Origin of the sequence: Mesorhizobium abyssinicae, from assembly GCF_049887195.1 — a bacterium.
GTDB classification, from domain to species: Bacteria; Pseudomonadota; Alphaproteobacteria; order Rhizobiales; family Rhizobiaceae; genus Mesorhizobium; species Mesorhizobium abyssinicae.
In genome coordinates this window covers 367831-390604 of the sequence record NZ_JARAKC010000005.1, presented here as the reverse complement: position 1 = coordinate 390604, position 22774 = coordinate 367831, and the positions used below count along the sequence as shown (strand labels likewise).

The 22774-nt window shown below is 63.2% G+C and carries 18 protein-coding genes and 1 tRNA gene; 11 read left to right on the top strand and 8 right to left on the bottom strand.

Going from position 1 to position 22774, the window contains the following annotated elements; translation table 11 throughout:
* Nucleotides 1–128: 128 nt before the first annotated feature.
* Complete coding sequence (locus PU724_RS14860; protein ID WP_354421307.1) at nucleotides 129–1031, top strand: abortive infection family protein; 903 nt, start codon at nucleotides 129–131, stop codon at nucleotides 1029–1031.
* A 170-nt stretch (nucleotides 1032–1201) separates the two neighbouring features.
* Entirely contained in the window at nucleotides 1202–3541 is a 2340-nt protein-coding gene (locus PU724_RS14855) for an nSTAND3 domain-containing NTPase (RefSeq protein WP_354421309.1), read from the top strand.
* 287 nt (nucleotides 3542–3828) lie between these two features.
* On the opposite strand, the gene PU724_RS14850 is transcribed toward PU724_RS14855, so the two are convergent.
* Entirely contained in the window at nucleotides 3829–4062 is a 234-nt protein-coding gene (locus tag PU724_RS14850; protein ID WP_354421310.1) for a helix-turn-helix domain-containing protein, read from the bottom strand.
* 103 nt (nucleotides 4063–4165) lie between these two features.
* Here PU724_RS14850 and PU724_RS14845 point away from each other — a divergent pair, with 103 nt between their 5' ends.
* The gene (locus tag PU724_RS14845; RefSeq protein WP_354421312.1) at nucleotides 4166–4765 is read left to right on the top strand and encodes a hypothetical protein; all 600 of its coding nucleotides are present in this window, start codon (nucleotides 4166–4168) and stop codon (nucleotides 4763–4765) included.
* Between the two features lie 396 nt (nucleotides 4766–5161).
* Complete coding sequence (locus PU724_RS14840) at nucleotides 5162–6751, top strand: recombinase family protein (RefSeq protein WP_354421316.1); 1590 nt, start codon at nucleotides 5162–5164, stop codon at nucleotides 6749–6751.
* On the opposite strand, the gene PU724_RS14835 is transcribed toward PU724_RS14840, so the two are convergent.
* Nucleotides 6719–6792: transfer RNA gene (locus PU724_RS14835), tRNA-Gln, on the bottom strand. The genes PU724_RS14840 and PU724_RS14835 overlap by 33 nt on opposite strands.
* A 149-nt stretch (nucleotides 6793–6941) precedes the next feature.
* Complete coding sequence (locus PU724_RS14830; protein ID WP_292173627.1) at nucleotides 6942–7874, bottom strand: lysylphosphatidylglycerol synthase domain-containing protein; 933 nt, start codon at nucleotides 7872–7874, stop codon at nucleotides 6942–6944.
* Between the two features lie 259 nt (nucleotides 7875–8133).
* On the opposite strand from PU724_RS14830, the gene PU724_RS14825 reads away from it, so the two are divergent.
* The gene (locus tag PU724_RS14825; protein WP_354421318.1) at nucleotides 8134–9474 is read left to right on the top strand and encodes a Ppx/GppA phosphatase family protein; all 1341 of its coding nucleotides are present in this window, start codon (nucleotides 8134–8136) and stop codon (nucleotides 9472–9474) included.
* A complete protein-coding gene (locus PU724_RS14820; protein ID WP_127310544.1) occupies nucleotides 9474–10166 on the top strand; it encodes an RlmE family RNA methyltransferase in 693 nt (230 codons plus the stop codon). The genes PU724_RS14825 and PU724_RS14820 overlap by 1 nt, the downstream gene beginning before the upstream one ends.
* Before the next feature lie 204 nt (nucleotides 10167–10370).
* Here the strand turns inward: PU724_RS14820 and PU724_RS14815 are convergent, their stop codons facing one another.
* Complete coding sequence (locus PU724_RS14815) at nucleotides 10371–11792, bottom strand: MFS transporter (RefSeq protein WP_354421320.1); 1422 nt, start codon at nucleotides 11790–11792, stop codon at nucleotides 10371–10373.
* A gap of 307 nt (nucleotides 11793–12099) precedes the next feature.
* Here PU724_RS14815 and guaB point away from each other — a divergent pair, with 307 nt between their 5' ends.
* Genes guaB through PU724_RS14800 form a run of 3 tightly spaced genes read left to right on the top strand, consistent with a single transcriptional unit; the run spans nucleotide 12100 to nucleotide 14637 of the window.
* The gene (gene guaB, locus PU724_RS14810) at nucleotides 12100–13602 is read left to right on the top strand and encodes an IMP dehydrogenase (protein ID WP_354421322.1); all 1503 of its coding nucleotides are present in this window, start codon (nucleotides 12100–12102) and stop codon (nucleotides 13600–13602) included.
* On the top strand, nucleotides 13553–14221 hold the full coding sequence (locus tag PU724_RS14805; protein ID WP_320255656.1) for a hypothetical protein: 669 nt from the start codon (nucleotides 13553–13555) through the stop codon (nucleotides 14219–14221). Before guaB ends, PU724_RS14805 begins: the two co-directional genes overlap by 50 nt.
* A complete protein-coding gene (locus PU724_RS14800; RefSeq protein WP_292349638.1) occupies nucleotides 14218–14637 on the top strand; it encodes an MAPEG family protein in 420 nt (139 codons plus the stop codon). Before PU724_RS14805 ends, PU724_RS14800 begins: the two co-directional genes overlap by 4 nt.
* Nucleotides 14638–14653: 16 nt before the next feature.
* On the opposite strand, the gene rnd is transcribed toward PU724_RS14800, so the two are convergent.
* The 3 genes from rnd to PU724_RS14785 all read right to left on the bottom strand — a co-directional run bounded on the left by rnd (nucleotide 14654) and on the right by PU724_RS14785 (nucleotide 18462).
* The gene (gene rnd / locus PU724_RS14795; RefSeq protein WP_354421325.1) at nucleotides 14654–15805 is read right to left on the bottom strand and encodes a ribonuclease D; all 1152 of its coding nucleotides are present in this window, start codon (nucleotides 15803–15805) and stop codon (nucleotides 14654–14656) included.
* Nucleotides 15806–15877: 72 nt separating this feature from the next.
* Nucleotides 15878–17122, bottom strand: a complete 1245-nt coding sequence (locus PU724_RS14790) for an MFS transporter (RefSeq protein ID WP_127284164.1) — start codon at nucleotides 17120–17122, stop codon at nucleotides 15878–15880.
* Between the two features lie 113 nt (nucleotides 17123–17235).
* On the bottom strand, nucleotides 17236–18462 hold the full coding sequence (locus PU724_RS14785) for an MFS transporter (protein WP_354421327.1): 1227 nt from the start codon (nucleotides 18460–18462) through the stop codon (nucleotides 17236–17238).
* 119 nt (nucleotides 18463–18581) lie between these two features.
* On the opposite strand from PU724_RS14785, the gene PU724_RS14780 reads away from it, so the two are divergent.
* Together PU724_RS14780 and aspS are read left to right on the top strand one after the other, a co-directional pair.
* The gene (locus PU724_RS14780) at nucleotides 18582–19340 is read left to right on the top strand and encodes a DeoR/GlpR family DNA-binding transcription regulator (protein WP_127286460.1); all 759 of its coding nucleotides are present in this window, start codon (nucleotides 18582–18584) and stop codon (nucleotides 19338–19340) included.
* 124 nt (nucleotides 19341–19464) lie between these two features.
* A complete protein-coding gene (aspS, locus tag PU724_RS14775; protein WP_292174020.1) occupies nucleotides 19465–21252 on the top strand; it encodes an aspartate--tRNA ligase in 1788 nt (595 codons plus the stop codon).
* Nucleotides 21253–21484: 232 nt separating this feature from the next.
* On the opposite strand, the gene PU724_RS14770 is transcribed toward aspS, so the two are convergent.
* The gene (locus PU724_RS14770; protein WP_354421329.1) at nucleotides 21485–22675 is read right to left on the bottom strand and encodes a hypothetical protein; all 1191 of its coding nucleotides are present in this window, start codon (nucleotides 22673–22675) and stop codon (nucleotides 21485–21487) included.
* Nucleotides 22676–22774 lie beyond the last annotated feature (99 nt).

Sequence of the window (22774 nt, the reverse complement as noted above, 5' to 3'; positions counted from 1 at the left end):
GCGCCAAGTTAGTCAATCTTGGACCGCGGCGTAGTGGGATCGACTCTACAACGCTTTCATCAAAGGCCTTCCCCCCGAGAGCAATAGACCGATATAAATATCTGTGCGGAATGCTGTAGAGTTGTGACATGCGAGTCGAGCTCTCAGAACAGTCTATTGATGCGCTCGCCGAGATCATCTCCGGCGGCGCCGCCAACGGCTATGAGCCTTCAATTGGGCTGTATCGGCAGGGCTGGAAACTCGAAGCTTGGTTCAAGGGGTTTGGAGTTCCATTCGACGTCAAGAGTGAGAGCCGGCTACCGGCCACGACGACTGCGATCCGCGCGGCTATCTTCATTGACACCGGTAACGGTGGACTGCTGAAGCGGATCATTGAAAGCTCCGCAGATCCCCGCGACTTTATAAGGGAACCGGAGCGGCACTCGGCCGTCGTCGAGTATCTCAATAAGCACCTATTTTATGACGGCCTAAAGCTCGAGTGGGCGGGTCGCATAATGCGGTTGGTCGAGATCGCCGAGACTGCCCCCGTGACCGGTGAACTATCGGCGATGGCTGCCGGCATCGACTTTGACACTGCCAGCCGAGATCTCGATCGCGCTCTTCGTGCGGGCGCTGACGACCCGGAGATTGCCGTCACCGCCGCCTGTGCTGTCGTCGAAAGCGTCTGCCGGTCGATCCTGGTCGAACTCGCGATCGACTTCCCGGCAAAGCAGGATATCTCGAGCCTTTATCGAGCCGTCCGCGATCCGCTAGGCCTTGATCCCATGAAGGAAGGTCTGGCGCCAGAAATCGTCAACGATGTAAAAGCAGTGCTGTCTGGGCTAATGACGGCGGTACAAAGCATTGGCGCGCTTCGAACCCACGTCGGCGGTGCGCATGGCAAGGAGAAGGGCTTCCGTCGGATCGACGCGCGCATCGCCAAACTCGCCATTCACTCGGCGTCTGCGATCGCATTGTTCATCATCGAGACCTGGCAGATAAGGCATCCGGGCCGAAAGCTGCCGCTCCGGGACAAGCCAAAAAGAAGCTAGCGGTGTTTGGGTCGATCGCAGATTGTCTTCTGCCAGAAAGAAATTTCGGGCGAAATCATAGGAATTCAGGTTCTGCGACGGCAGTTCTCCTTGGCACTTTCGTAGTGGCTAAGGTAGGGATCGCCTTGTCGCCGGCCCTCTATAATGATGTTTGACAGCAGGAGACGACTGTGATCAGCGCGTACGCAAAGCAAACCGCCAAGCGCACGCATCGCGTGGCGGTGGGTCCCTGGTCCGATCTTGCGCTTCATACTATTGGCTGGCGCGCGTTTCAGGACCTTTGCTCGCAATTGTGTGAGGTTGTACTCAGGCGACCCGTCGAGATTTTTCGCGAGGCGCAGGACGGTGGGCAAGATGCGGTCTTGCTGATACCGGGCGACGGAGCCAGTGCGCCAGCGATAGGCACCGTCCAAGTCAAGCATAGTTCCGACGCGGCGAAGGCACTGCGTGCGAGTGACATTGCCGCAGAGCTCGAAAGTGTGGCGCGGTTGGTCGCCGAAGGCCAAGCCGACACCTACATCTTCATGACCAATATGAGTGTCGATGCGCGCGTTGCGCTCGAAATCCGCAGACGCCTTCGGGCCATTGGCGTGCGAAAGCCGCATATTCTCGGCCGTCAATACGTCGTCCGCTCGATCCGCAGCAGCGCGCGGCTGCGCGCGATGGTTCCTCAAGTCTACGGTCTAGGCGACCTCACCGCGATACTCGACGAACGCATGACCCAGCAGAGCCGGGCGTTGCTCGAGCACTGGATTCCCAAGCTCAAAAGATACGTGCCTACGCGCGCGCATCGTGAAGCGGTGAAGGCAATTACCGAGCATGGGTTCGTGTTGCTGCTCGGCAATCCCTCGAGTGGCAAATCTGCCATTGGCGCAATCCTATCCACGATCGCGTCCGAGAATCCTGACAGCACGGTGCTCATATTGACCAGTCCCCGGGATTTCGAGAAAGGTTGGAACCCCAATGATCCCGGGCGTTTCTTCTGGATCGACGATGCCTTTGGTCCCAATGTCGTTCGTGAGGATTACGTTCAGGATTGGGCGTCAGCCTTCTCAAAACTGAGGGCTGCGGTCGCCCATGGCAACCGCTTCCTGCTAACCTCGCGCAAGCATATCTACGAGGCAGCTCGGCTTCGGCTCGGCCAGCGAAATCTTGCCGAGTTCATCAACGGCAGGGCCGTCGTCGATGTCGGTGCGCTCAGCATTACCGAAAAGGCGCAAATTCTTTACAACCACGTAAATTATGGAAGCCAGAGCCAGAGCTGGAAATCGAGCGTCAAGCCACATCTGGATGCGGTCGCAGCGGTCGAGGCCTTTCTCCCTGGCATAGCAGAGCGGCTGGGCGACCCGAATTTCACCAAAAGCCTGGCGCCTCGGGAAGCATCGCTCGTACAGTTTATGCAAGATCCGCGCGAGCATCTTGTCGATACTATCAACGCGCTGGACGAGACACTGCGAGCCGCATTGGTGTTGGTCTACGTACACCGTGGCGCCTTCAATCTTGAGACCGCCGATGCCCAGGCGATCGCGGCAGTTGCCGAACTCACGGGGATCTCGCGATCGCGCATATTAGACAGCTTCGCCGAGCTCAGGGGCTCCTTTCTGAAAGCGTCAGGCACCGGCCAGGCGATGCTCTGGTCGTTTGCTCATCCGACCATTGCCGACGCGCTCACCAAAATCTTGCGCGAGAAGTCGCACATGATGGAAGCGTTGCTGCGTGGCGCGACCGTCGACACGATCTTGACCGGTTTCATGTCCGAAGGTGCCGGTGCGATCGAGGATGCGCTCTCCATTCCGACGAACCTAAATGAGACGCTGGTCGCACGCCTTGCTGAAACACCTGACGAGACCCAAATCAACTGGTCGTTGTTCTCCTTTCTGAGCTGGCGCGCGAGCGACCAAGTAGTAGAGCGGATCGCAAAGCTCAAGCCCGATATCCTCACGCGCAAAGCATGGGTGACAGATTATATCGTGGACAGCCCCAAGCTGACCGCGCATGCTCGTATCCACCGTCTCGGCTTGCTCGCTGACGATCTGCGCGAACGCGATGCTATGGCGCTAGAGGAAGCAGCGCTCAATGAGCTTGACCTTTCGTTCCTCGATTCCGAGGAGATGCTAGGGTTGATTCCTCCCCAGCGGCTCGTGCGGCTAGGTATGGAGCTTCGTACCCGGAAACTGCCCGACATCGAGGATCGGATCTTGGAACTCGCTGGCGAGGCTGACCTTGACGAAGATCCTGAAAGCCATTTCGAGAAGATAGTCGACGCGATTAACCGGCTCGAGGACATGGAGATCGATCCCGACGGCAAGGTACTGATTGAAGATGCGCGGACCAAAATCAAAGCATCGGTGAAGGACCTGATCGAGCGCAAGGAACAGCGTGATAGTGTGGACGACGACGAGTCTGACTGGACCCATCTGGTGACGAATTCGGCGACGCCTGCGTCTTCACCAACGAAGACAAGCAATTCGGGTGCGCGCTCGATTTTCGAGGACGTTGATCAAAATTGAATCCAAGACCGGGTTCGGTTGCCGGATGCACCGCCGACCTGACCGATCCGCCGGTTCTGGTCATTACACAAGGCCTCCATGGATGTCGCGGGCGAGGCGGAAAGCCGCCGTTTTTAACCCTAGCCAGTACCACTCCTTGCGATATCTAGCTGCGGACGATTTTGGCTCGCTGGTCGCAATTGCCGAAGGAGCAGCGCAATCTTGGTCAACGGCCACGTGCTATTTTAGCTCCAACGCCGGCTTGCACAAATCTCCCAATATCCGACCTCGATGACTGCATAGCCCGCTTAATGTCGGTTGATCGACGCTGGCTTTTTTCTTGAGAGCAACTCCGTCACCTCGATTTCCAACGCTTTGGCGAGACGATCGACTACGTCAATGCTGGCGTTGTAGACACCTCTCTCCAGGGAGCTGATGTACGTACGATCAATGTCGGCGCGGTGTGCAAGCTCCTCCTGCGACAGGCCTTTGGCTAGGCGGGCCGTTCGCAAATTCCGAGCGAATACCTCACGTATCTCCATGGGAGGGAGATCAACGAGTTGAAGAGTATTTCACCACGGAGAATTCTCTACAAAGATTTGTTGTGCTAGCATCCTCGCAGCTAAGCGCGGGAGCCAGGAACGGATGGTCGATCGATTAATGGCTAGAGCCCCGAATACCAATTTGGGTCGGAACGGCGAAACGCCAGCCCAGCTTGGGGAGAGCGGCAAGGGCCGGGACGCTGTCTCCGATCCAGCTATTGCGTTGTTCACGAACTGGCAGCAGGCCCAACGAGTCTCGCTGGTGTTATGTCGTCTGCAACAGCGTTTGGAAACGCGCGTACTCGGGGCGGCGCCGCGGGAAGCGACGCATGAGAAGGTCGGTTACTCGATCGCCTACCAAGCGGAAGTCGAAGCTATGACGGCTGCCTTGAAACTTCAGGACGAACTGCCTCAAACCCCGGCGCGGTCGCTTCTTGGCGTTGTCGCTAAGCTCGAAATCATCGCCGGCGCGGATCGCGACATCGACGATCCCACCGACTTTCCCTGGCCGCATATTGCATCGATACTTGATGACTTGAAGGAAATCACCGGGAGCCTGCCGTTGGAACGGCCAAATCGGTTGGCCATTGATGCGGATTGCAGGCGATATCGGGCTATGGCTGCCGATCTAGTCGGTCTGCAGACCCAAACCGAGAATCTTGACTTGAGTCTGCGACCCGCCGTTGGGATAAAACCGGAGTGAAAAAAGAAACAACAGCGTACATAACGGCCATTCGCCGCTGAGGCAATTTCAGCGAATCTCGTCCCGATGCAAATGTGTTCGGGACAGAAACGGTGAAGGCGGCACGGCGCCCTGCAAAACGCGGCGTTAGACGCGAGACAGAGGCCGATCCGCTTTCGCGCCGGCGCGTCGTTGACGAAGCATTTCTGGAACGAACGGCCCGCTTGTTCGAGGCGCGCATGGAGCAGCCCCTGTCAACGGAAGATGCCCGGCAAATAGTCGATAATCTCGGTGGCTTCTTTCGCATCCTCGCCGAATGGGACCGGATTGACCGGGGCAAATAGCCGGCGCTTCATGGCCGCTTGGTCGCCGGCTCTGTCCGCAACCCGATGACCAGCGAGGGAAGGAGGCACCGAGATGAACCAGCGACTTTTGAAGGTCGCCAGGCCCCCAGGCCTTGTAAAGGCGCTGCTTTACGCGCGAGTCTCCTCAAAGGAGCAGGAGAAGGAAGGCTTCTCCATCCCGGCGCAGTGCAAGCTGCTGCGCGACTACGCCCTGCAACAGCGGTTCGACATCGTGCAGGAGTTTATCGACGTCGAGACGGCCAAGACCACCGGCCGGACCAACTTCACCGAAATGGTCAAATACCTGCGAAAGCATCCCGGCATTCGGAGCGTCCTGGTCGAAAAAACCGACCGCCTTTATCGCAACCTGAAGGACTGGGTGACTCTCGACGAACTGGATGTAGAAATCCACCTTGCCAAGGAAGGTGTGACGCTTTCGCGAGACTCGCGCTCATCTGAAAAGTTCATGCACGGCATCAAGGTCTTGATGGCCAAGAACTATATCGACAACCTGTCGGAAGAAGCCCGCAAGGGGCAAATGGAGAAGGCGGAGCAGGGCATCTGGCCGACTAAGGCTCCGATGGGCTATGTCAACACCACGGGCAAGGACGGCAAGAAGGTTATCGAGCCGCATCCTGAACTGGCCCCAGTCGTCACACAGCTGTTCGAGCGCTACGCAACCGGCCAATATTCGCTCAAGGCCCTGGCCAAGGCAGCCCATTGCGATGGGCTGATCTATCCCAAGAGCGGCAATCCGGTTCCGGTCAGCACCGTGCACATGATCCTGCGCAACCGCCTCTATACAGGGCTGTTCCAGTGGAACGGCAAATTGCATCAGGGTAAGCACGAACCTCTCGTATCGATCGAACTATGGGAGCGGGTCCAGGGCGTCCTGACGGGCCGCAATGCGGTGCCGACCCACCCGATAGGAAACGAGTTTGCCTTCACCGGCCTGATGACCTGCACCGAATGCGGCTGCGCGGTTGTGGCTGAGATCAAGAAGGGCAAATACGTCTACTATCACTGTACGGGGCACTCCAACAAAGGCCGGGGCGGATACGCAGATTGCCGCCGCAAATATGTCCGCGAGGAAGTGCTCGATCAGGCATTCGCCAATCTGCTTGACCGGTTGCATTTCGACGAAGAGATACTGGAATGGGTAAAGGCAGCCCTCATGGCCAGCCATGCCGACGAGCGCCGCGAGCAGGAACAGGCGATCCATCGATGCCAGGTCGAATACAAGCGGCTCGAGGATCGGCTACACGCCATGTATCTCGATAAGCTCGATGGCCGCATCGACAACGCCTTCTACGACAGGATGTCGGCGCAATGGCGAACCGAACAGACGCGGCTGCTTCGCGAGATAGAGCGCCATGGGAGCGCCGAAGAATCATACATGGAGGATGGCGTCCGGCTGTTGGAACTGGCGCGCAACGCCAGCCGACTATTTGCGAAACAGCCTGTGCACGAGAAAAAGCGGCTCTTGAACCTCGTGCTGTCGAACTGCCAATGGGACCAAGGCGAAGTTAACGCGGTCTTCAGGCAACCTTTTGATCTACTTGCGGAAACGGTCGCATCTGGAGCCGCAACAGACGCACAACATGCAGCCCTATCGACAAGGAGTCCAGTTTGGCTGGGGAACCTGGATTCGAACCAGGACTAACGGAGTCAGAGTCCGTGGGTCTACCGTTAACCTATTCCCCAGCAGGCATGGCCAGTGATGGACCGTGCGAAGCGGGCGGCTATGCGCCGCGAGCGCTGCCTTGTAGCCGCCGCCGGAAAATAGTCAACCCCGCGCTGCGTTTCAATCGCAGCTTTTGATCGCTCGGCCACATCGCGACGAAAAGGGCGGCTCAGCTCTCGCTGCGGCCAAGCTGCGAATGCTCGAAGAACAGCACCACGCAAAGCGCGATCAGCAGCGGGATGATCAGGTAGAACAGGCGGAACACCAGCAGCGCCGCCAGCACCCCGACCGGGTCCATATGCGAGAGGCCGGCGAGGAAGACCACCTCGAAGACTCCGAGCCCGCCCGGCGCATGCGAGATCTGGGCCACCGAGAATGACACCAGGAACACGCCGAGGATGACGAAATAGCCCGGGTTGCCTGCCGCCGGCAGGGCAAAGAAGATGATCGCCGCCGCCGCCAGCAGCTCGACCGGGCCGATCAGCAATTGCCGCGCCACGATTGGCAGCGCCGGATAGTGCAGCTGGAAGCCGCCGATCTTGAGCGGCCGCAGATGCAGCCAGCTGCCGAAGACATAGGCCCCGACGAGGATCAGCATGGCAAGTCCGGCGGCGATCGCCATTCCGTGATGCGGCGTGCCGGAGAAACGATCGATGACCTCGGGTTCAAGCACCAGCACGAGGCCGCCGACGAATATGCTGGACAGCACGAAGGTGAACCAGCAGATCGCCACTAGAATGCCGATATCCTGCCCGGTCAGCCCCCTTGTGCCATAGGCGCGGTAGCGGATGACGGCCCCGGAAAACACCGAGCCGCCAATATTGTGCGACAGCGCATAGGTGGTGAAGGAGCACAGCGTGACGAACAGCCACGACACCTTCTTGCCGAGGTGCAGCAGCGCGATGTGGTCGTAGCCGGCGAGCGAGGCATAGGCGATCACCGAGCTCAGCGCCGCCAGGATCCAGCCGCGCGCCGGGATGGCGATAATGCCGGCCCAGACGTCGTCGATCGAGATGCCGCGCAATTCGTGCCATAGCAAAAGCAGCGAGGCGATAACCGCCGCAATGCCGATGACCGGCCAGATGTAACGCCTCCAGTTCATGGCGTGGTCGTCATGCGTTGCAGCTCATAGTCCTGGCTGTAGCCCGCTTCCCGTTTCCTGTCCGCCCTCATTTGAGACATGCCTGATCGAAGCCGGCTATTCAACTGGCAAGACATCGCACCGCTGGCGCCGGTTTCCAAAAATCGCCGCGGCGCTCTTGGTGATCCGGCGCGGCGCTGCTAGTCTGGCCGCAACTTGAAACAATGAAAGCGCCTGCAGCGTCCGTTCCCCGGTTCGCGCGGTGCCGGAAGGAACGACAGTGGAAGACCACGACACCGGCGCCCGTGCGCCGGAAGTGGGTGTGTCCAGGGCTTCGCCGCCCGATTCGGCGAGCCCATCCGCGGGGCGGCATCATGACCGCCATGCGGGGCCGGGCGGCAGGCATGCCCCGGGCGACCCCCAGCAGCAGAAAGGCAAGACCCGCAAGCGCCGCAAACGCAGGCGCGGCCGCAAGGTTTTCGCCCGCGACGACAATCAGGTCGCCACAGCGGGGCAAGCGGCGCCCGGCGCCAGTGCGCCAGCCGCGCAGCCGGCTCCAGTCCCGCCTCCGCCTGCCGTGCAGGGCAGGCCGATGCAAAGTGGGCCGCGCCCGCCGCAGCACGAACTGCCTGTCTTCGCCGCGCTCGATCTCGGCACCAACAATTGCCGGCTGCTGGTCGCGGTGCCGACGCGCCACGGCCAGTTCCGCGTCATCGATGCCTTCTCGCGCATCGTCAGGCTGGGCGAGGGGCTGACCGCCACCGGCCGGCTCGGCCAGGCGGCGATGGACCGCGCCGTCGAGGCGCTGAAGGTGTGCGGCGAGAAGTTGCGCAACCGCAAGATCAGGAAGGCGAGGCTGATCGCCACGGAAGCCTGCCGCGCAGCCGAAAACGGCGTCGAATTCCTCGAGCGCGTCGAGCGCGAGGCGGGGCTCAAGCTGGAGATCATCGACCGCCAGACCGAGGCCAGGCTGGCGGTGTCGGGCTGCGGCTCGCTGGTCGAGCGCGACACGCAGGGCGTGGTGCTGTTCGACATCGGCGGCGGCTCCTCGGAGATCGCGCTGATCGACCTCACCGGCCACCGCTCGGCGAGGCTCGCCAACCACATCGTCTCCTGGACCTCGCTTCCCGTCGGCGTCGTTTCGCTGGCCGAACGTTTCGGCGGCCGCACGGTGACCCGCCAGACCTTCACCGCCATGGTCGAGGATGTGGCGGCGCGGCTGAAGTCCTTCGACGGGCGCGATCGGCTGGCGCATGTTCTCGCTAGTCCGAAATTCCACCTGCTCGGAACCTCCGGCACCGTGACGACGCTCGCCGGCGTTCATCTCGACCTCGAACGCTACGACCGCCGCCGCGTCGACGGCCTGTGGATGGACCGCCAAAGCGTCGACCGCATGGTCGAGAAGCTGGTCGGCTGGGATTTCCAGCAGCGCGTCGCCAACCCTTGCATCGGCGCCGACCGAGCCGACCTCGTGCTCGCCGGCTGCGCCATCCTGGAGGCGATCCGCGGCGTCTGGCCGTCGGAGCGCCTGCGCGTCGCCGATCGCGGCCTGCGCGAGGGCATATTGAGCGAGCTGATGGCCGATGACGGCGTCTGGCGCAACGAGGGGCGCGGTCGCTGATGGCGAAGAAACCGGAAAAGCCGGGCGGCGGCATTCGCGTGCTCAAGACCCGCATCAAGAAGAAGAGCGGCCTGAAGGAATCCTCGCGCCGCTGGCTCGAGCGCCACATGAACGATCCCTATGTGCAGCGCTCCAAAGCGGACGGATACAGATCCCGCGCGGCCTACAAGCTGATCGAGATCGACGACAAGCATCATCTCCTGAAGCCCGGCATGAAGGTGATCGACCTCGGCGCCGCGCCCGGCGGCTGGTGCCAGGTGGCGGCCGCGCGCACGAAGTCGACGGCGGAGAACCCGCACGTCGTCGGCATCGACTATCTGGAAATGGACGCCGTGCCGGGCGCCCCCGTGCTGCTGATGGATTTCCTCGACCCCGAGGCGCCGCAGAAGCTGTCGGAGGCGCTTGGCGGCCAGCCGGACGTGGTGCTTTCCGACATGGCGGCGCCCACCACCGGCCACCGCCGCACCGATCATCTGCGCACCATGCATCTGTGCGAGGTGGCCGCCGATTTCGCGCTCTCGGTGCTGAAGCCCGGCGGGCACTTTCTCGCCAAGACCTTTCAGGGCGGCGCGGAGAACGAGCTGCTGTCGCTGCTGAAACAGAACTTCCGCTCGGTCCACCACGTCAAGCCGCCGGCCTCCCGCGACGAGTCGGTGGAGCTCTATCTGCTGGCGAAGGATTTTAAAGGCTAGCACCTTTCCCTTCTCCCCCTGTGGGAGAAGGTGGATCGGCGCGCAGCGCCGAGACGGATGAGGGGTGCTGGAAGAAACGAAGCGTTGGAAAATCGAGCAATTTTAAGCGCTTAGTTCTTCAGCGCGGTGATCCTTGCAGCACCCCCTCATCCGACCTCGCTTCGCGAGGCCACCTTCTCCCACAAGGGGAGAAGGGAAGGGCAACTACTCCCCCGGCGACCTTGCCGGCTCCAGCGTCTTCGGCGTCGACAGCCGGCCATGTCCGGACACCGCGTTGCCGGCATCGGGCGCCAGCCGCATGAACGACAGGGATGCTACCGCCGACACTGCCGCGACGATGAAGAAGGCGGTGTGGAAGTCGGCCAGCGTCAGCGGCCCGCCATGGATCGAGGTCGACACTTCGAGGATGCCGCCGGCCAGCGCCACGCCGAGAGCGATCGACAGCTGCTGGAACACCGCCGTGATCGGCGTCGCCTTGCTGGTATCTTCGGCCGACACCTCGGCATAGGAGAGCGCGTTGACGCCGGTGAAGAACATCGAGCGGATGAAGCCGCCGACCAGCAATATGGCAAGCATCAGCACATAGGGCGTTTCGGGGGTGAACAGGCCGTAGATGGCGATCGACCCGGCCGCGACCAGCGAGCCCGAGATCAGCACCCGGCGGAACCCGGCGAGCCTGAAGATCAGCGCGGTGACGAACTTCATGCCGATGGCGCCGATCGCCGAGACGAAGGTGATCATGCCCGACTGGAACGGCGTCAGCCCGAAGCCGATCTGGAACATCAGCGGCAACAGGAACGGTACCGCGCCGATGCCGATGCGAAACAGCGAGCCGCCGAGCACGGACGAGCGGAACACCTGGTTTCGGAACAGCTCGAGCGCCAGCAATGGATTCTGCGCCCGGCGCGCATGCAGCAGATAGAGAATGCCAGAAACCAGCCCGACGGCGACGGTGATGAAACCGATCGCCGGCGGCAGATAGGGCAGGCTGACCACGGACAGGCCGAACACGACGCCGGAAGCCGCGATCCCGCTCAGCACGAAGCCGGTGAAGTCGAGCGGCGGTGTCTCGGCGGCATCCGTCTCCGGCAGGAAACGGCTGGCGAGCCAGATGCCGATGAGCCCGATCGGCACATTGATCAGGAAGATCCAGTGCCAGGTGAAATAGGTGGTGATGAAGCCGCCGATCGGCGGACCGACCAGCGGTCCGACCAGGGCCGGCACGGTCAGCCACGACATCGCCGCGACCAGCTCGCTCTTCGGCGTGGCGCGCACCAGCACCAGGCGCCCGACCGGCGTCATCATGGCGCCGCCGATTCCCTGCAGGAAGCGCGAGACGACAAAAGCGGGCAGCGAATTGGATATTGCGCAAGCGACGGAGCCGAGGATGAAGACGGCGATCGCGGCGCGAAAGACGTTCTTGGCGCCGAAGCGGTCGGCCATCCAGCCGCTGATCGGAATGAAGATCGCCAGCGACACCAGATAGGCCGTCAGCGCCAGCTTGAGTGCGATCGGGCTGGTGTGGATGTCCACCGCGATCGCCGGCAGCGACGTCGCGATCACGGTCGAATCCATGTTCTCCATGAAAAGTGCGACCGCCAGGATGAGCGGAATGATGCGGTTCAAGGGAACGCGTCCAGGCTTCGAATCTTGTCGCCGACCGGGGGCAAGCCGACACGCAAGGGCGGTTATCACGCCTTGTCCCGGATGTCGCATTAATTGCTGTCACTTTTGTGCGGCCGCAACACTTGGTGGCCCGCAAATGGCTGAGCGCAACACTTTGCGATCGACGCAACGAGCGGCTTTTCATCGGCCGCGGGACGTGTTACCAGCCAGCGCCAATCCTGAAAGGGAAGAAACGAGTCGGCGCTGTCCATAACGGTCCAGCGCTTTTTTGTATTCCCCAGGCTTTTTCGTGTTCGAAGGACTGGCCATGGCAAAAATCATCGAAACGTCCACCGGCGCGCTGGCGCTGACCTTTGACGACGTGCTGCTGCAGCCCGGTCATTCCGAGGTCATGCCCGGCGAGACCGACATCCGCACCCGCATCGCCGGCGACATCGACCTCAACGTGCCGATCCTGTCGGCCGCCATGGACACCGTCACCGAGGCCCGGCTCGCCATCGCCATGGCCCAGGCCGGCGGCATCGGCGTCATACACCGAAATTTCTCGCCGGCCGAGCAGGCAGAGCAGGTCCGCCAGGTGAAGAAGTTTGAATCCGGCATGGTGGTGAACCCCGTCACCATCGGTCCGGACGCCACGCTCGCCGATGCGCTGGCGCTGATGCGCACCTACTCGATTTCGGGCATTCCGGTGGTCGAGAACGGTGGCACCGGCGCCCACACGGTCGGCCGGCTGGTCGGCATCCTGACCAACCGCGACGTGCGTTTCGCCTCCGACCCCTCGCAGAAGGTCTATGAGTTGATGACCCGCGAGAACCTGATCACGGTCAAGGAGAACGTCGACCAGGACGAGGCCAAGCGGCTTTTGCACAAGCACCGCATCGAGAAGCTGGTCGTCGTCGACAGGAAGGGCAATTGCGTCGGCCTCATCACCGTCAAGGACATCGAGAAGTCGCAGCTCAACCCGCACGCCACCAAGGATGCGCAGGGACGGCTACGCGCCGCCGCCGCCACCAGCGTCGGCGATGACGGCTTCGAGCGTGCCGAACGCCTCATCGATGCCGGTGTCGATCTCCTCGTGATCGACACCGCGCACGGCCACTCGCAGCGCGTGCTGGACGCGGTGACCCGGGCGAAGAAGCTCTCCAATTCGGTGCGCATCCTGGCCGGCAACGTCGCCACTGCGGAAGGCACGCAGGCGCTGATCGACGCCGGCGCCGACGCCGTCAAGGTCGGCATTGGTCCGGGCTCGATCTGCACCACCCGAATCGTCGCCGGCGTCGGCGTGCCGCAGCTTTCGGCGATCATGTCGGCGGTCGAGACGGCGCACAAAAAGGGCGTGACGGTGATTGCCGACGGCGGCATCAAATATTCGGGCGATCTCGCCAAGGCGCTCGCCGCCGGCGCCGGCGCCGCCATGATCGGCTCACTGCTGGCCGGCACCGACGAGAGCCCGGGCGAGGTCTATCTGCACCAGGGCCGCTCGTTCAAGGCCTATCGCGGCATGGGCTCGGTCGGCGCCATGGCGCGCGGCTCGGCCGATCGGTACTTCCAGGCCGAGGTCCGCGACACGCTGAAACTGGTCCCGGAAGGCATCGAAGGGCAGGTTCCCTACAAAGGACCTGTGGCTGGCGTGCTGCACCAGCTTGCAGGCGGCCTGAAAGCCGCTATGGGTTATGTCGGTGGCCGCGATCTTGCCGATTTCCGGGAACGCGCCACCTTTGTGCGCATATCCAACGCCGGACTTCGTGAAAGCCACGCCCATGACGTCACGATCACCCGCGAAAGCCCGAACTATCCGGGCGGAATTTGATCAGGCCGCCGAGCCTGATCAACGGGATCGTTACACGCTTTGGCGCAACCTGACGGCGACGGCGCTTCGCCTGTCGCGGCACACCGCGGCACTCGCGTTCGTCACGCTGGCGGTCTTCGTCGCCATGACTCTGCTGGAATTCTTCTATTTCCGCCGCCTGAGCGGCGGACTGCCGTCGCTCGACATGCGCCTTGCCGGCTTCACGCCGGATGAGGGCATGGCCTGGCTCACCGCGCTTGGCCGGCGCGGCGGCGAGATCATCCTCGTCTGGCACTATCTGACCTTCGACCTCCTGTTCCCGACGCTCCTGTCGCTGACCCTGGTCAGCCTCCTTCTGGCCACCGGACGCCGGCTGGCCAAGTTCAGGGCGATGGCCGCACCGGCCCAGTCGCTGTTGGCGTTCGTGCTCGTGCTGCCCTACACGCTTGCCGACTACGCGCAGAATCTCGCCGTGGCGCGGCTGCTATCGGATTTCCAGTCGGCCAATCCCGATTCGCTCGCCTTCGCCTCTGCCCTGACCGTCACCAAATTCGCGCTGCTGGCGATCCCGGTGGTTGTCATTGCGGTCTTCTACCTCGCGGATCAGCGGCGGGCCGGGCAGGGCGGCGAGCGGCCGTGAGCCAGACCGCGATCTTCTGGCCGATGCTGGCGCACGTTCTGCTGGTCTATATCGTCTATCTCGTGATGGCCCGGCGCCGGTATTTCGCCGTCAAGTCGGGCGAGGCAAAGGTCGGCCAGTACAAGGTCCGCACCACCGAGCCGGCCTCCTGCGTCACCGTCGCCAACAATCTGATCAACCAGTTCGAATTGCCGGTGCTGTTTCACGCGCTGTGCCTGGCGCTGTTCGTGACCAACGGCGTCAACTATCTGACGCTTGCGCTGGCGTGGATCTTCATCCTGTCGCGCTACGTCCATGCCTGGGTGCATCTCAGCAGCAACAACCTGCGCCACCGCAGCCGCGTCTTCTTCTTCGGCGCGGTGGTGCTGCTGCTGGCCTGGGCGTTGTTCGCGTTGCACCTCGCCGGCGTGGGCTGAACGCTTCCGGCTGGCGCTATATGTCGAACACGGCGATCTTGCGCTTGTCGAACTTGATGCCGATCTCGCCGCGCACCAGCTTCAGCGCCTGTTCGCCGAACACTGCGCGCCGCCAGCCCTGAAGAGCCGGCACGTCGGCATCCTCGCCCTCGGCCGCGATGCGGTCGATATCGTCGCTGGAGGCGAGCACCTTCGAGGCGACGCCTTCCTTTTCGGCGACGATGCGCAACAGCACCTTGAGCAGCTCCGCCGCGGCACTCGAACCTTCGGGCGGCTGGAACGTCTTCGGCAGCTTCGGCATCGCCTCCTTGGGCAGGGCAAGCGCGGTGGTGACGGCGCCCAGCAGCGCCGTTGCGGTCGCCGAGCGCTCCCAGCCTTTCGGCGTCGTGCGCAGCCGGCCGAGCGCGGTGGAATCGCGCGGCGCCTGCTGCGCGATCTCATAGATGGCATCGTCCTTCAGCACCCGGCCGCGCGGCACGTCGCGCTCGCGCGCCTCGCGCTCGCGCCAGGCGGCGACCGCCTGCACGATCGCCAGCTCCTGCGGCTTGCGCAGCCGCATCTTCAGCCGCTTCCAGGCGTCCTCCGGGTGCGGATCGTAGGTCTGGCGCGAGGTCAGCACCTCCATTTCCTCGTTGAGCCAGTGGGCGCGGTTCTCGCGCTTGAGCTCGGCGCTGAGCTTCTTGTAGACGTCGATCAAATGGGTGACGTCGGCGAGCGCGTAGTCGAGCTGCTTGTCGGAGAGCGGCCGGTGGCGCCAGTCGGTGAAACGCGAGGATTTGTCGAGCCGGGCACCGGTGATGCGCTGCACCAGCTGGTCGTAGGAGACGCTGTCGCCGAAGCCGCAGACCATCGCCGCCACCTGGGTGTCGAACACCGGGTGCGGCATGAGATCGCCGAGATGGACGATGATTTCGATGTCCTGGCGCGCCGCGTGGAAGACCTTGACCACGGCTTCGTTGGCCATCAGCCGGAAGAACGGTTTCAGGTCGATGTCGGGCGCGAGCGGGTCGATCAGCGCGGTCAGGCCGGGCGCGGCCATCTGGATCAGGCACAGGATTGGCCAGAATGTCGTCTCGCGGATAAACTCGGTATCGACGGTGACGAATTCCGACTTTTCGAACGCGGCGATGGCGCTCTCGAGCTCAGCTTGGGTGGTGATGACGTGCATCAAATCGCTTTTAAGAAAAATTAGGTCCCTTTCAATTTCAGCCGCGGGCGCTTTCGTCAAGCCGCCGCAAGGTCATGGCTCGCTCGATCCATCGGAATCGCCGCTGCGCCGCGCCAGCCGCGCGAACACCGTCGATGTGCGCAAGAGCGCGGTGAAAGGGCTGCGCCTGTCGGCCGGCACGCCGGAGCGCACCTGCATGCGGTAAAGAATGACGAGGATCAGCACAGCGTAAACGACGGCACTGAACACAAACAGGGCGCCCGGTCCGAAATACTGCATCGCCGCCGATGCCGCGAACGGGCCGCCGATGGCGCCGAACGAATAGAACAGCATCAGGGCCGCGTTGATCAGCACGAACTCGCCCTTGTCGGCGCGGTCATTGGCATGCGCCGCCGACAGCGAAAAGAGCGGCATGGCGAAACTGCCGAAGATGAAGACGATGACGAAGTTGAGGAACGGGTCGGCGCCCGCCAGGAACACCAGTGCCAGTGCTGCAAGCATGGCGCAGCAGGTGGTCGCCAGGAGCACCGAGCGCCGGTCCCGGCGGTCGGAGAGATAGCCGAGCGGATACTGGATCAGGGCGCCGCCGAAGATGCCGACGCTGACGAAGGTGACGACATCGGCGACCGACATCCCGATCTGCTCGGCATAGACGGGCGAGAGCGTGCGGAAGGCGCTGTTGGTGACGCCGACGGCGATACAGCCGATCGAGCCGAGCGGCGAGATGCGCCAGACGCGCGGCAGGTCGAGCTTGACGTCTTCCGGCGGTGTCGGGTTGGAGCGGTCGCCGAGCGACACCGGCACCAGCGACAGCGTGATCATCATCGACATGATGGCAAAGATGGCAAAGCCGCCGGCGCCGAAGATCGGGATCAGGAACTGCGCGCTGGTGACCGAGCCGATGTCGACCATGCGGTAGATGGCAAGCACGCGCGCTCGATCCTTGTTGGTGACGCCGGAGTTGAGCCAGGCTTCCATTACGGTGAACAGGCCGGCGAAGCAGAAACCGCCGGCAAAGCGCACCGCGCACCACATGACAGGATCGATGACCAGCACCAGGAGCAGTGTTCCGGCCGAAGCGGTGGCGGCGAGCGCCGAGAAGGTCCTGACATGGCCGACCGCTTTCAGGATGCGGGTGACGGCCAGGCAGCCGAGCAGGAAGCCGGCGAAATAGAAGGTGCCCATCAGGCCGATGACGGGGGCGGAAAAGCCTTCCTGCGCGCCGCGCAGCGCGATCAGCGTGCCCTGCAGCCCGTTGCCGCCAAGCAGGATGCCGGCGGCGATGAGGAGGGGGATCAGCGGGCGTATCGAGGACATAACGGGAAGGGATCACATGTTGGTGATCCTTCTTGGACCATCGCTACCGTCAATGCCAGCGGCAATTGTGGGGCCAATGGCGGCTTGCTTACGGGCCGTATTGGGAGCGACGCTCAGGCCTTGCCCGCCGGCGCCAACACTCTCGCCCGCGCCGGATCGGCCGCTTCGCTCGCCGGCGCGGCGGGCTTGGACGGCCGGCGTCCGAGCGAACCGGCGGTCAGCAGGCTCAGCGCGATGAACGGGATGCCGATGCCGAAGGCCGAGCGGATGCCCCAATGGTCGGAGACGAAGCCGAGCAGCGGCGGGCCGAGCAGGAAGGCGACGAAGGAGATCTGCGACAGCGCCGCGACATTTATTGCCGCGGAGCGGTCCGTGCGCTGCGCGGCGGCCGAGATCGCCAGCGGGAAGATGGCGCTGGTGCCGATGCCCAGAAGCGCAAAGCCCAGCAATGAGAAAAACGGTGCCGGCGACAGGAAGACCAAAAGCACGCCCGCCGCCATTGTCGCCAGCAGCACGCGCGCCACGCCGCTCGGCGAGTGGCGATCGACGAAACTGTCGGCGAAGAAGCGCGTGGTCGCTTGCGAGAACGCGAACAGCGCCACGGTGAAGCCGGCGACGAAGGGGCCGGTGTCGAACACGGTGCGCATGTAGATCGCCGACCAGTCGATGCTGGCGCCTTCCAGCAGCATCGCCGACAGCGTCACCGCGACCAGGACCAGGATCGGCAGTGTCGGCCGCGCGAACATGGGCGCGGCATCGCCGCTGCCGGCGTGGCGGGCAGGCGCCGGCTCGTAGCCGCCGAGAAAGAGCATCATCGACAGGCCCACCATCGGCACGACGAGGGCGAGGTGGAGTTGCGGCGACAGTCCGAGATGCGCGAGCGCTCCTCCGAACAGCCCGGCGCCGAAGAAGCCGATGCTCCAGAACGAGTGCGCCCGGTTCATGATCCGGCGTCCGAGCAGGAACTCGGTCCTGTCTGCCTCGACATTGAGGACGATCTCGACGCTGCCGATCATCAAGCCGACCGGAAGCAGCATCAGGAACAGTGCAAGCGGCCCCGGCGCGTGTACAGCGAGGGCGTAGGCTGTCGCAATGAGCGGCACCAGGCCGAGCAGCGCGCGGCGGAAGCCGACGCGCTCCAGCAATGGCGCCGCCAGCGTCAGCGCGATCAAGGTGCCGATCGGCGTGCCGATCAGGCTCAGCCCGAGCGTGCCGTCCTCGATGTCCATGGCGCGCTTGATGTCGGGAAGCCGCGGAAAGATGTTGCCCATGGCGAAGGAATAGATCGCGAACCCGGCATAGACGCGGTGTTGAGGGGCAAGGTTGAGGCCAAAACGCATCGCGGTGTTTTCCTTGAAGGGAGCAGACGGCTGGGTTTGCCGGCGGTCCGACAAGAGTCACTTCTTGCATAAACGTGCAAAACATGCAAGAACGTGCATAACGAAATCAGGGTCATGCAATGCTGACGGATCAACGGCACCAGATCATCCGCGACCGTCTCGCGGTCGAGGGGAGAGTGTTGGCCGGAGAGCTGGCGAGCCACTTCGGCGTCTCCGAGGACACGGTCCGGCGCGACCTCAGGGAGCTGGCGAAAGCGGGCGAGTGCCGCCGCGTCTACGGCGGCGCCGTCGCCTCGGCACCTTTGGCCGCGGCAACAGTCAGCCAGCGCAGCGGCCATGCGGTCGAGGAGAAGATGCGGCTGGCGAGCGCGGCGGTGAGGCTGCTTTCCGCTGGGCAGAGCCTGTTCATCGACGGCGGCACCACCAATGCGGCGATCGCCAGGGCCATTCCGCGCGAGCTCGACCTGACCGTCGCCACCAATTCGCTCGGCGTTGCCTCGGCGTTGTCCGATCATCCGCAGGTCGAGTTGATCGTGCTTGGCGGCAGGTTCGTTCGCGAGCTCGGAACCTGCGTCGGCGCCGACACGCTGGCCGCCATCGCTCAGCTTGGCGCCGATCTGTGTTTCCTCGGCTCCTGCGGTCTCGACGCCGCGCGTGGCGTGACGGCTTTCGATTCGGCGGAGGCCGAGGTGAAGCGGGCCATGGCCAGGAACAGCGCCGGCATCGTCGTCGCCGTCACCAACGACAAGCTGGCCACCGCCGCGCCCTACCGCGTCGCCAGGGCCGAAGCGATCCGCCACCTTGTGGTCGAAAAGTCGGCGCCCGCCGCGATCCTTGCTGATTTCGAACGCCAGGGCGCCGAAATCCACTTTGCGTGACAAGCCAAGGCGGCGCGCCTGTGTGACCGCTTGCCTTGACAAAACCGGCCTCCCATGCGCTTTTCGCGCCAATTTTCGAGCCGGGCCGTCGGTCCGCAATCAGCATCCGGACTTCACCATGACAATGCATCGTTACCGCAGCCATACCTGTGCCCAATTGAGAAAGAGCGACGTCGGCGCCTCCGTCCGCCTGTCGGGCTGGGTGCATCGCGTGCGCGACCATGGCGGCCTGCTGTTCATCGACCTGCGCGACCATTACGGCCTGACCCAGATCGTCGCCGATCCGGATTCGCCGGCCTTCAAGATTGCCGAGACGGTGCGTGGCGAGTGGGTGATCCGCGTCGATGGCGAGGTCAAGGCTCGCCTGCCGGAGACCACGAACGCCAATCTGCCGACCGGCGAGATCGAGATTTTCGCGCGCGAGATCGAGGTGCTGTCGGCGGCCAAGGAACTGCCGCTGCCGGTGTTCGGCGAGCCTGACTATCCCGAGGACATCCGCCTGAAATACCGCTTCCTCGACCTGCGTCGCGAGACGCTGCACAGGAACATCGTGGCGCGCACCAAGATCATCGCCGAGATGCGCAAGCGCATGGGCGAGGTAGGCTTCACTGAATTCTCGACGCCGATCCTGACCGCCTCGTCGCCCGAAGGCGCGCGCGACTTCCTGGTGCCGTCGCGCATCCATCCCGGCAGCTTCTACGCGCTGCCGCAGGCGCCGCAGCAGTACAAGCAGCTGATCATGGTCTCCGGCTTCGACCGCTATTTCCAGATCGCGCCCTGCTTCCGCGACGAGGACCCGCGCGCCGACCGTCTGCCCGGCGAATTCTACCAGCTCGACCTCGAAATGAGCTTCGTCGAGCAGGACGACGTGCTGTCGACGATGGAGCCGGTACTTCGTGATGTGTTCGAGACTTTCGCCGCCGGCAAGCCGGTGACGCAGAAATTCCGCCGCATCCCCTATGACGAGGCGATGCGCACCTACGGCTCGGACAAGCCGGACCTGCGCAACCCGATCGAGATGCAGGCGGTGTCGGACCATTTCCGCGACTCCGGCTTCAAGGTGTTCGCCAACATCCTGGCCAACGATCCGAAGGCCGAAGTCTGGGCCATTCCCGCCAAGACCGGCGGCAGCCGCGCCTTCTGCGACCGCATGAATTCCTGGGCGCAGGGCGAGGGCCAGCCGGGCCTCGGCTACATCTTCTGGCGCAAGGAGGGCGACAAGCTCGAAGGCGCCGGTCCGATCGCCAAGAACATTGGCGAGGAGCGCACCGAAGCGGTGCGCCAGCAGCTTGGCCTCGCCGATGGCGACGCCGCCTTCTTCGTCGCCGGCGACCCGAAGAAGTTCGTCTCCTTTGCCGGTGCCGCGCGCACCCGCGCCGGCGAGGAACTGAACCTCGTCGACCGCGACCGTTTCGAGCTCTGCTGGATCGTCGACTTCCCGTTCTTCGAGTGGAACGAGGAAGAAAAGAAGATCGACTTCGCCCACAACCCGTTCTCAATGCCGCAGGGCGGTATCGAGGCGCTGGGCGGCGAGGATCTGCTCGGCATCAAGGCGTTCCAGTACGACATGGTCTGCAACGGCTTCGAGATCGCCTCCGGCGGCATCCGCAATCACCTGCCGGAGACCATGGTCAAGGCGTTCGAAACGGTCGGGCTCGACCGCGCCACCGTCGAGGAGCGCTTCGGCGGCCTCTACCGCGCCTTCCAGTATGGCGCGCCGCCGCATGGCGGCATGGCGGCCGGCATCGACCGCATCGTCATGCTGCTGGTCGGCGCCAAGAACCTGCGTGAGGTCACCATGTTCCCGATGAACCAGCAGGCCTACGACTTGCTGATGAACGCGCCCTCCGAAGCAACCCCGCAGCAGCTGCGCGAACTGTCGCTGCGCGTGGCAGTGGCCAAGAAGGACTGACGGTAGCGTCGCAGCTGCTCTTTCTCCCCGTCTCTATACGGGGAGAAATGTCCGGCAGGACAATGAGGGGCAGCGCGGACGTCGGCGATTTGCGAGCGGTCTTAGCAGCTGAAGCCTTCTGACAGGCAATCGGGTCAGAAATTGAATTTCATATTTGCAGGCGTCGGCGCTGCCCCTCATCCGCCTGCCGGCACCTTCTCCCCGTAGAGCGGGGAGAAGGCAGCTAGTACGATCAGTCCTCGTTGGCCTTGACCTTGACGCCGAGCGTCTTCGGCAGGTCGAGCGGGTTCGACATCGCACCGGCCATGATCAGCGCGAACGGAACAGCGGCCGGCGGCTCGGCCGAAATCTCCAGGCTCTTCGGGTCGTCGAGATATTTGCCGACCGCCGTCGTCACCTCGGCCGTCAGCTCCGGATTGTTGAGCTGCGCCATGCCGAACGGCACGATCGCCTTGGCCTGGTTGGCGATGTCCTTGCCCGACATGCCCTGCTGCTTGCCGACATATTCCAGCACCTTGTTGGTCAACGAATCGTCGTCGAAGCGGATCGAGGCGCTGTTGAACGAAAGCTGCTGCAGCAGGCCGAGCATGGCCATGCCTTGCGCCGAATTGTCGGCGCCCTCGGGCTGCGCGGCCATCTTCTTCTGCATCTCCTGCAGCGACTTGATGAAGTCGAGCGTATAGCCGCCGAGGCCGAAGGTCATGCCGAGCTTGCCGGCATTGTCGACAGCGATGTCGTATTTCGACAGTTCCATCTTGCCGTCCGCCGGCTGCCAGGTGCCGGCGATGTCGATATTGCCCGAAATGTTCTGGTAGCCGAGCGCTTCGATGGCTTCCTTGGACTTGGGGTCGTCGACCAGGGTCAGGTCGGCATTGAACTTTTCGGTCGTGCCGGAAAATTCCATCGCCTTGCCGTCCTCCGGCGGGGTGATCTCGATCGCCAGGCCGTCCATCGAGAAGGCGGTCTTGTCGGCGACCTTGACCGTCATGTTGGAGAGCTCGGCCGACTTGTACATCATCAGCGAGCCGAGCGGGCCGGTGGCGCCCTCGGCCGGAACCGTCATGTCATGGATGACGAACGGGCTGAGCGACAGCGTGACGCCGTCCTTGCTGTGCTCGAGGGCCGCGGTCGAGACGGTCTCGATGTCGTAGCCGCCATCGGCTTCGCTGACGCCTTCGAGCTTGACGTCGCCGATGGTCAGCGGCTCCTTTTCGCCCGCCGGTTTCACGGCCACGCCCTGCAGCACCATGTTGGACTCATCGCCGCTCACCCCGGTCCAGGAGATGTCGACGCCCTGGGCGGCAAGCGCCGCCTTGAGGCGATCGGCGACGGCGGTGTCCTGCGCGAAGGCGGCATTGAGCGGCAGCGTCAGCAGGAAGGTCGAGAAAGCCAGTTTCTTGAGAGTTAAGCGTTGGATTGTCATCGCGAAGTCCCCTGAGAGTTGTCCTGAAATTGCTTTTTGATCCTATGCGCCATCACCATTCCGCGACGAACTGGACGGGAAAAAGGCGTCTCCCGGCAC

Coding starts and splice junctions, on each gene's coding strand:
- PU724_RS14860 (WP_354421307.1), top strand. CDS start 129: ATGCGAGTCGAGCTCTCAGAACAGTCTATTGATGCGCTCGCCGAGATC.
- PU724_RS14850 (WP_354421310.1), bottom strand. CDS start 4,062: ATGGAGATACGTGAGGTATTCGCTCGGAATTTGCGAACGGCCCGCCTA.
- PU724_RS14845 (WP_354421312.1), top strand. CDS start 4,166: ATGGTCGATCGATTAATGGCTAGAGCCCCGAATACCAATTTGGGTCGG.
- PU724_RS14840 (WP_354421316.1), top strand. CDS start 5,162: ATGAACCAGCGACTTTTGAAGGTCGCCAGGCCCCCAGGCCTTGTAAAG.
- PU724_RS14830 (WP_292173627.1), bottom strand. CDS start 7,874: ATGAACTGGAGGCGTTACATCTGGCCGGTCATCGGCATTGCGGCGGTT.
- PU724_RS14820 (WP_127310544.1), top strand. CDS start 9,474: ATGGCGAAGAAACCGGAAAAGCCGGGCGGCGGCATTCGCGTGCTCAAG.
- guaB (WP_354421322.1), top strand. CDS start 12,100: ATGGCAAAAATCATCGAAACGTCCACCGGCGCGCTGGCGCTGACCTTT.
- PU724_RS14805 (WP_320255656.1), top strand. CDS start 13,553: ATGACGTCACGATCACCCGCGAAAGCCCGAACTATCCGGGCGGAATTT.
- rnd (WP_354421325.1), bottom strand. CDS start 15,805: ATGCACGTCATCACCACCCAAGCTGAGCTCGAGAGCGCCATCGCCGCG.
- PU724_RS14790 (WP_127284164.1), bottom strand. CDS start 17,122: ATGTCCTCGATACGCCCGCTGATCCCCCTCCTCATCGCCGCCGGCATC.
- PU724_RS14785 (WP_354421327.1), bottom strand. CDS start 18,462: ATGCGTTTTGGCCTCAACCTTGCCCCTCAACACCGCGTCTATGCCGGG.
- PU724_RS14780 (WP_127286460.1), top strand. CDS start 18,582: ATGCTGACGGATCAACGGCACCAGATCATCCGCGACCGTCTCGCGGTC.
- aspS (WP_292174020.1), top strand. CDS start 19,465: ATGCATCGTTACCGCAGCCATACCTGTGCCCAATTGAGAAAGAGCGAC.
- PU724_RS14770 (WP_354421329.1), bottom strand. CDS start 22,675: ATGACAATCCAACGCTTAACTCTCAAGAAACTGGCTTTCTCGACCTTC.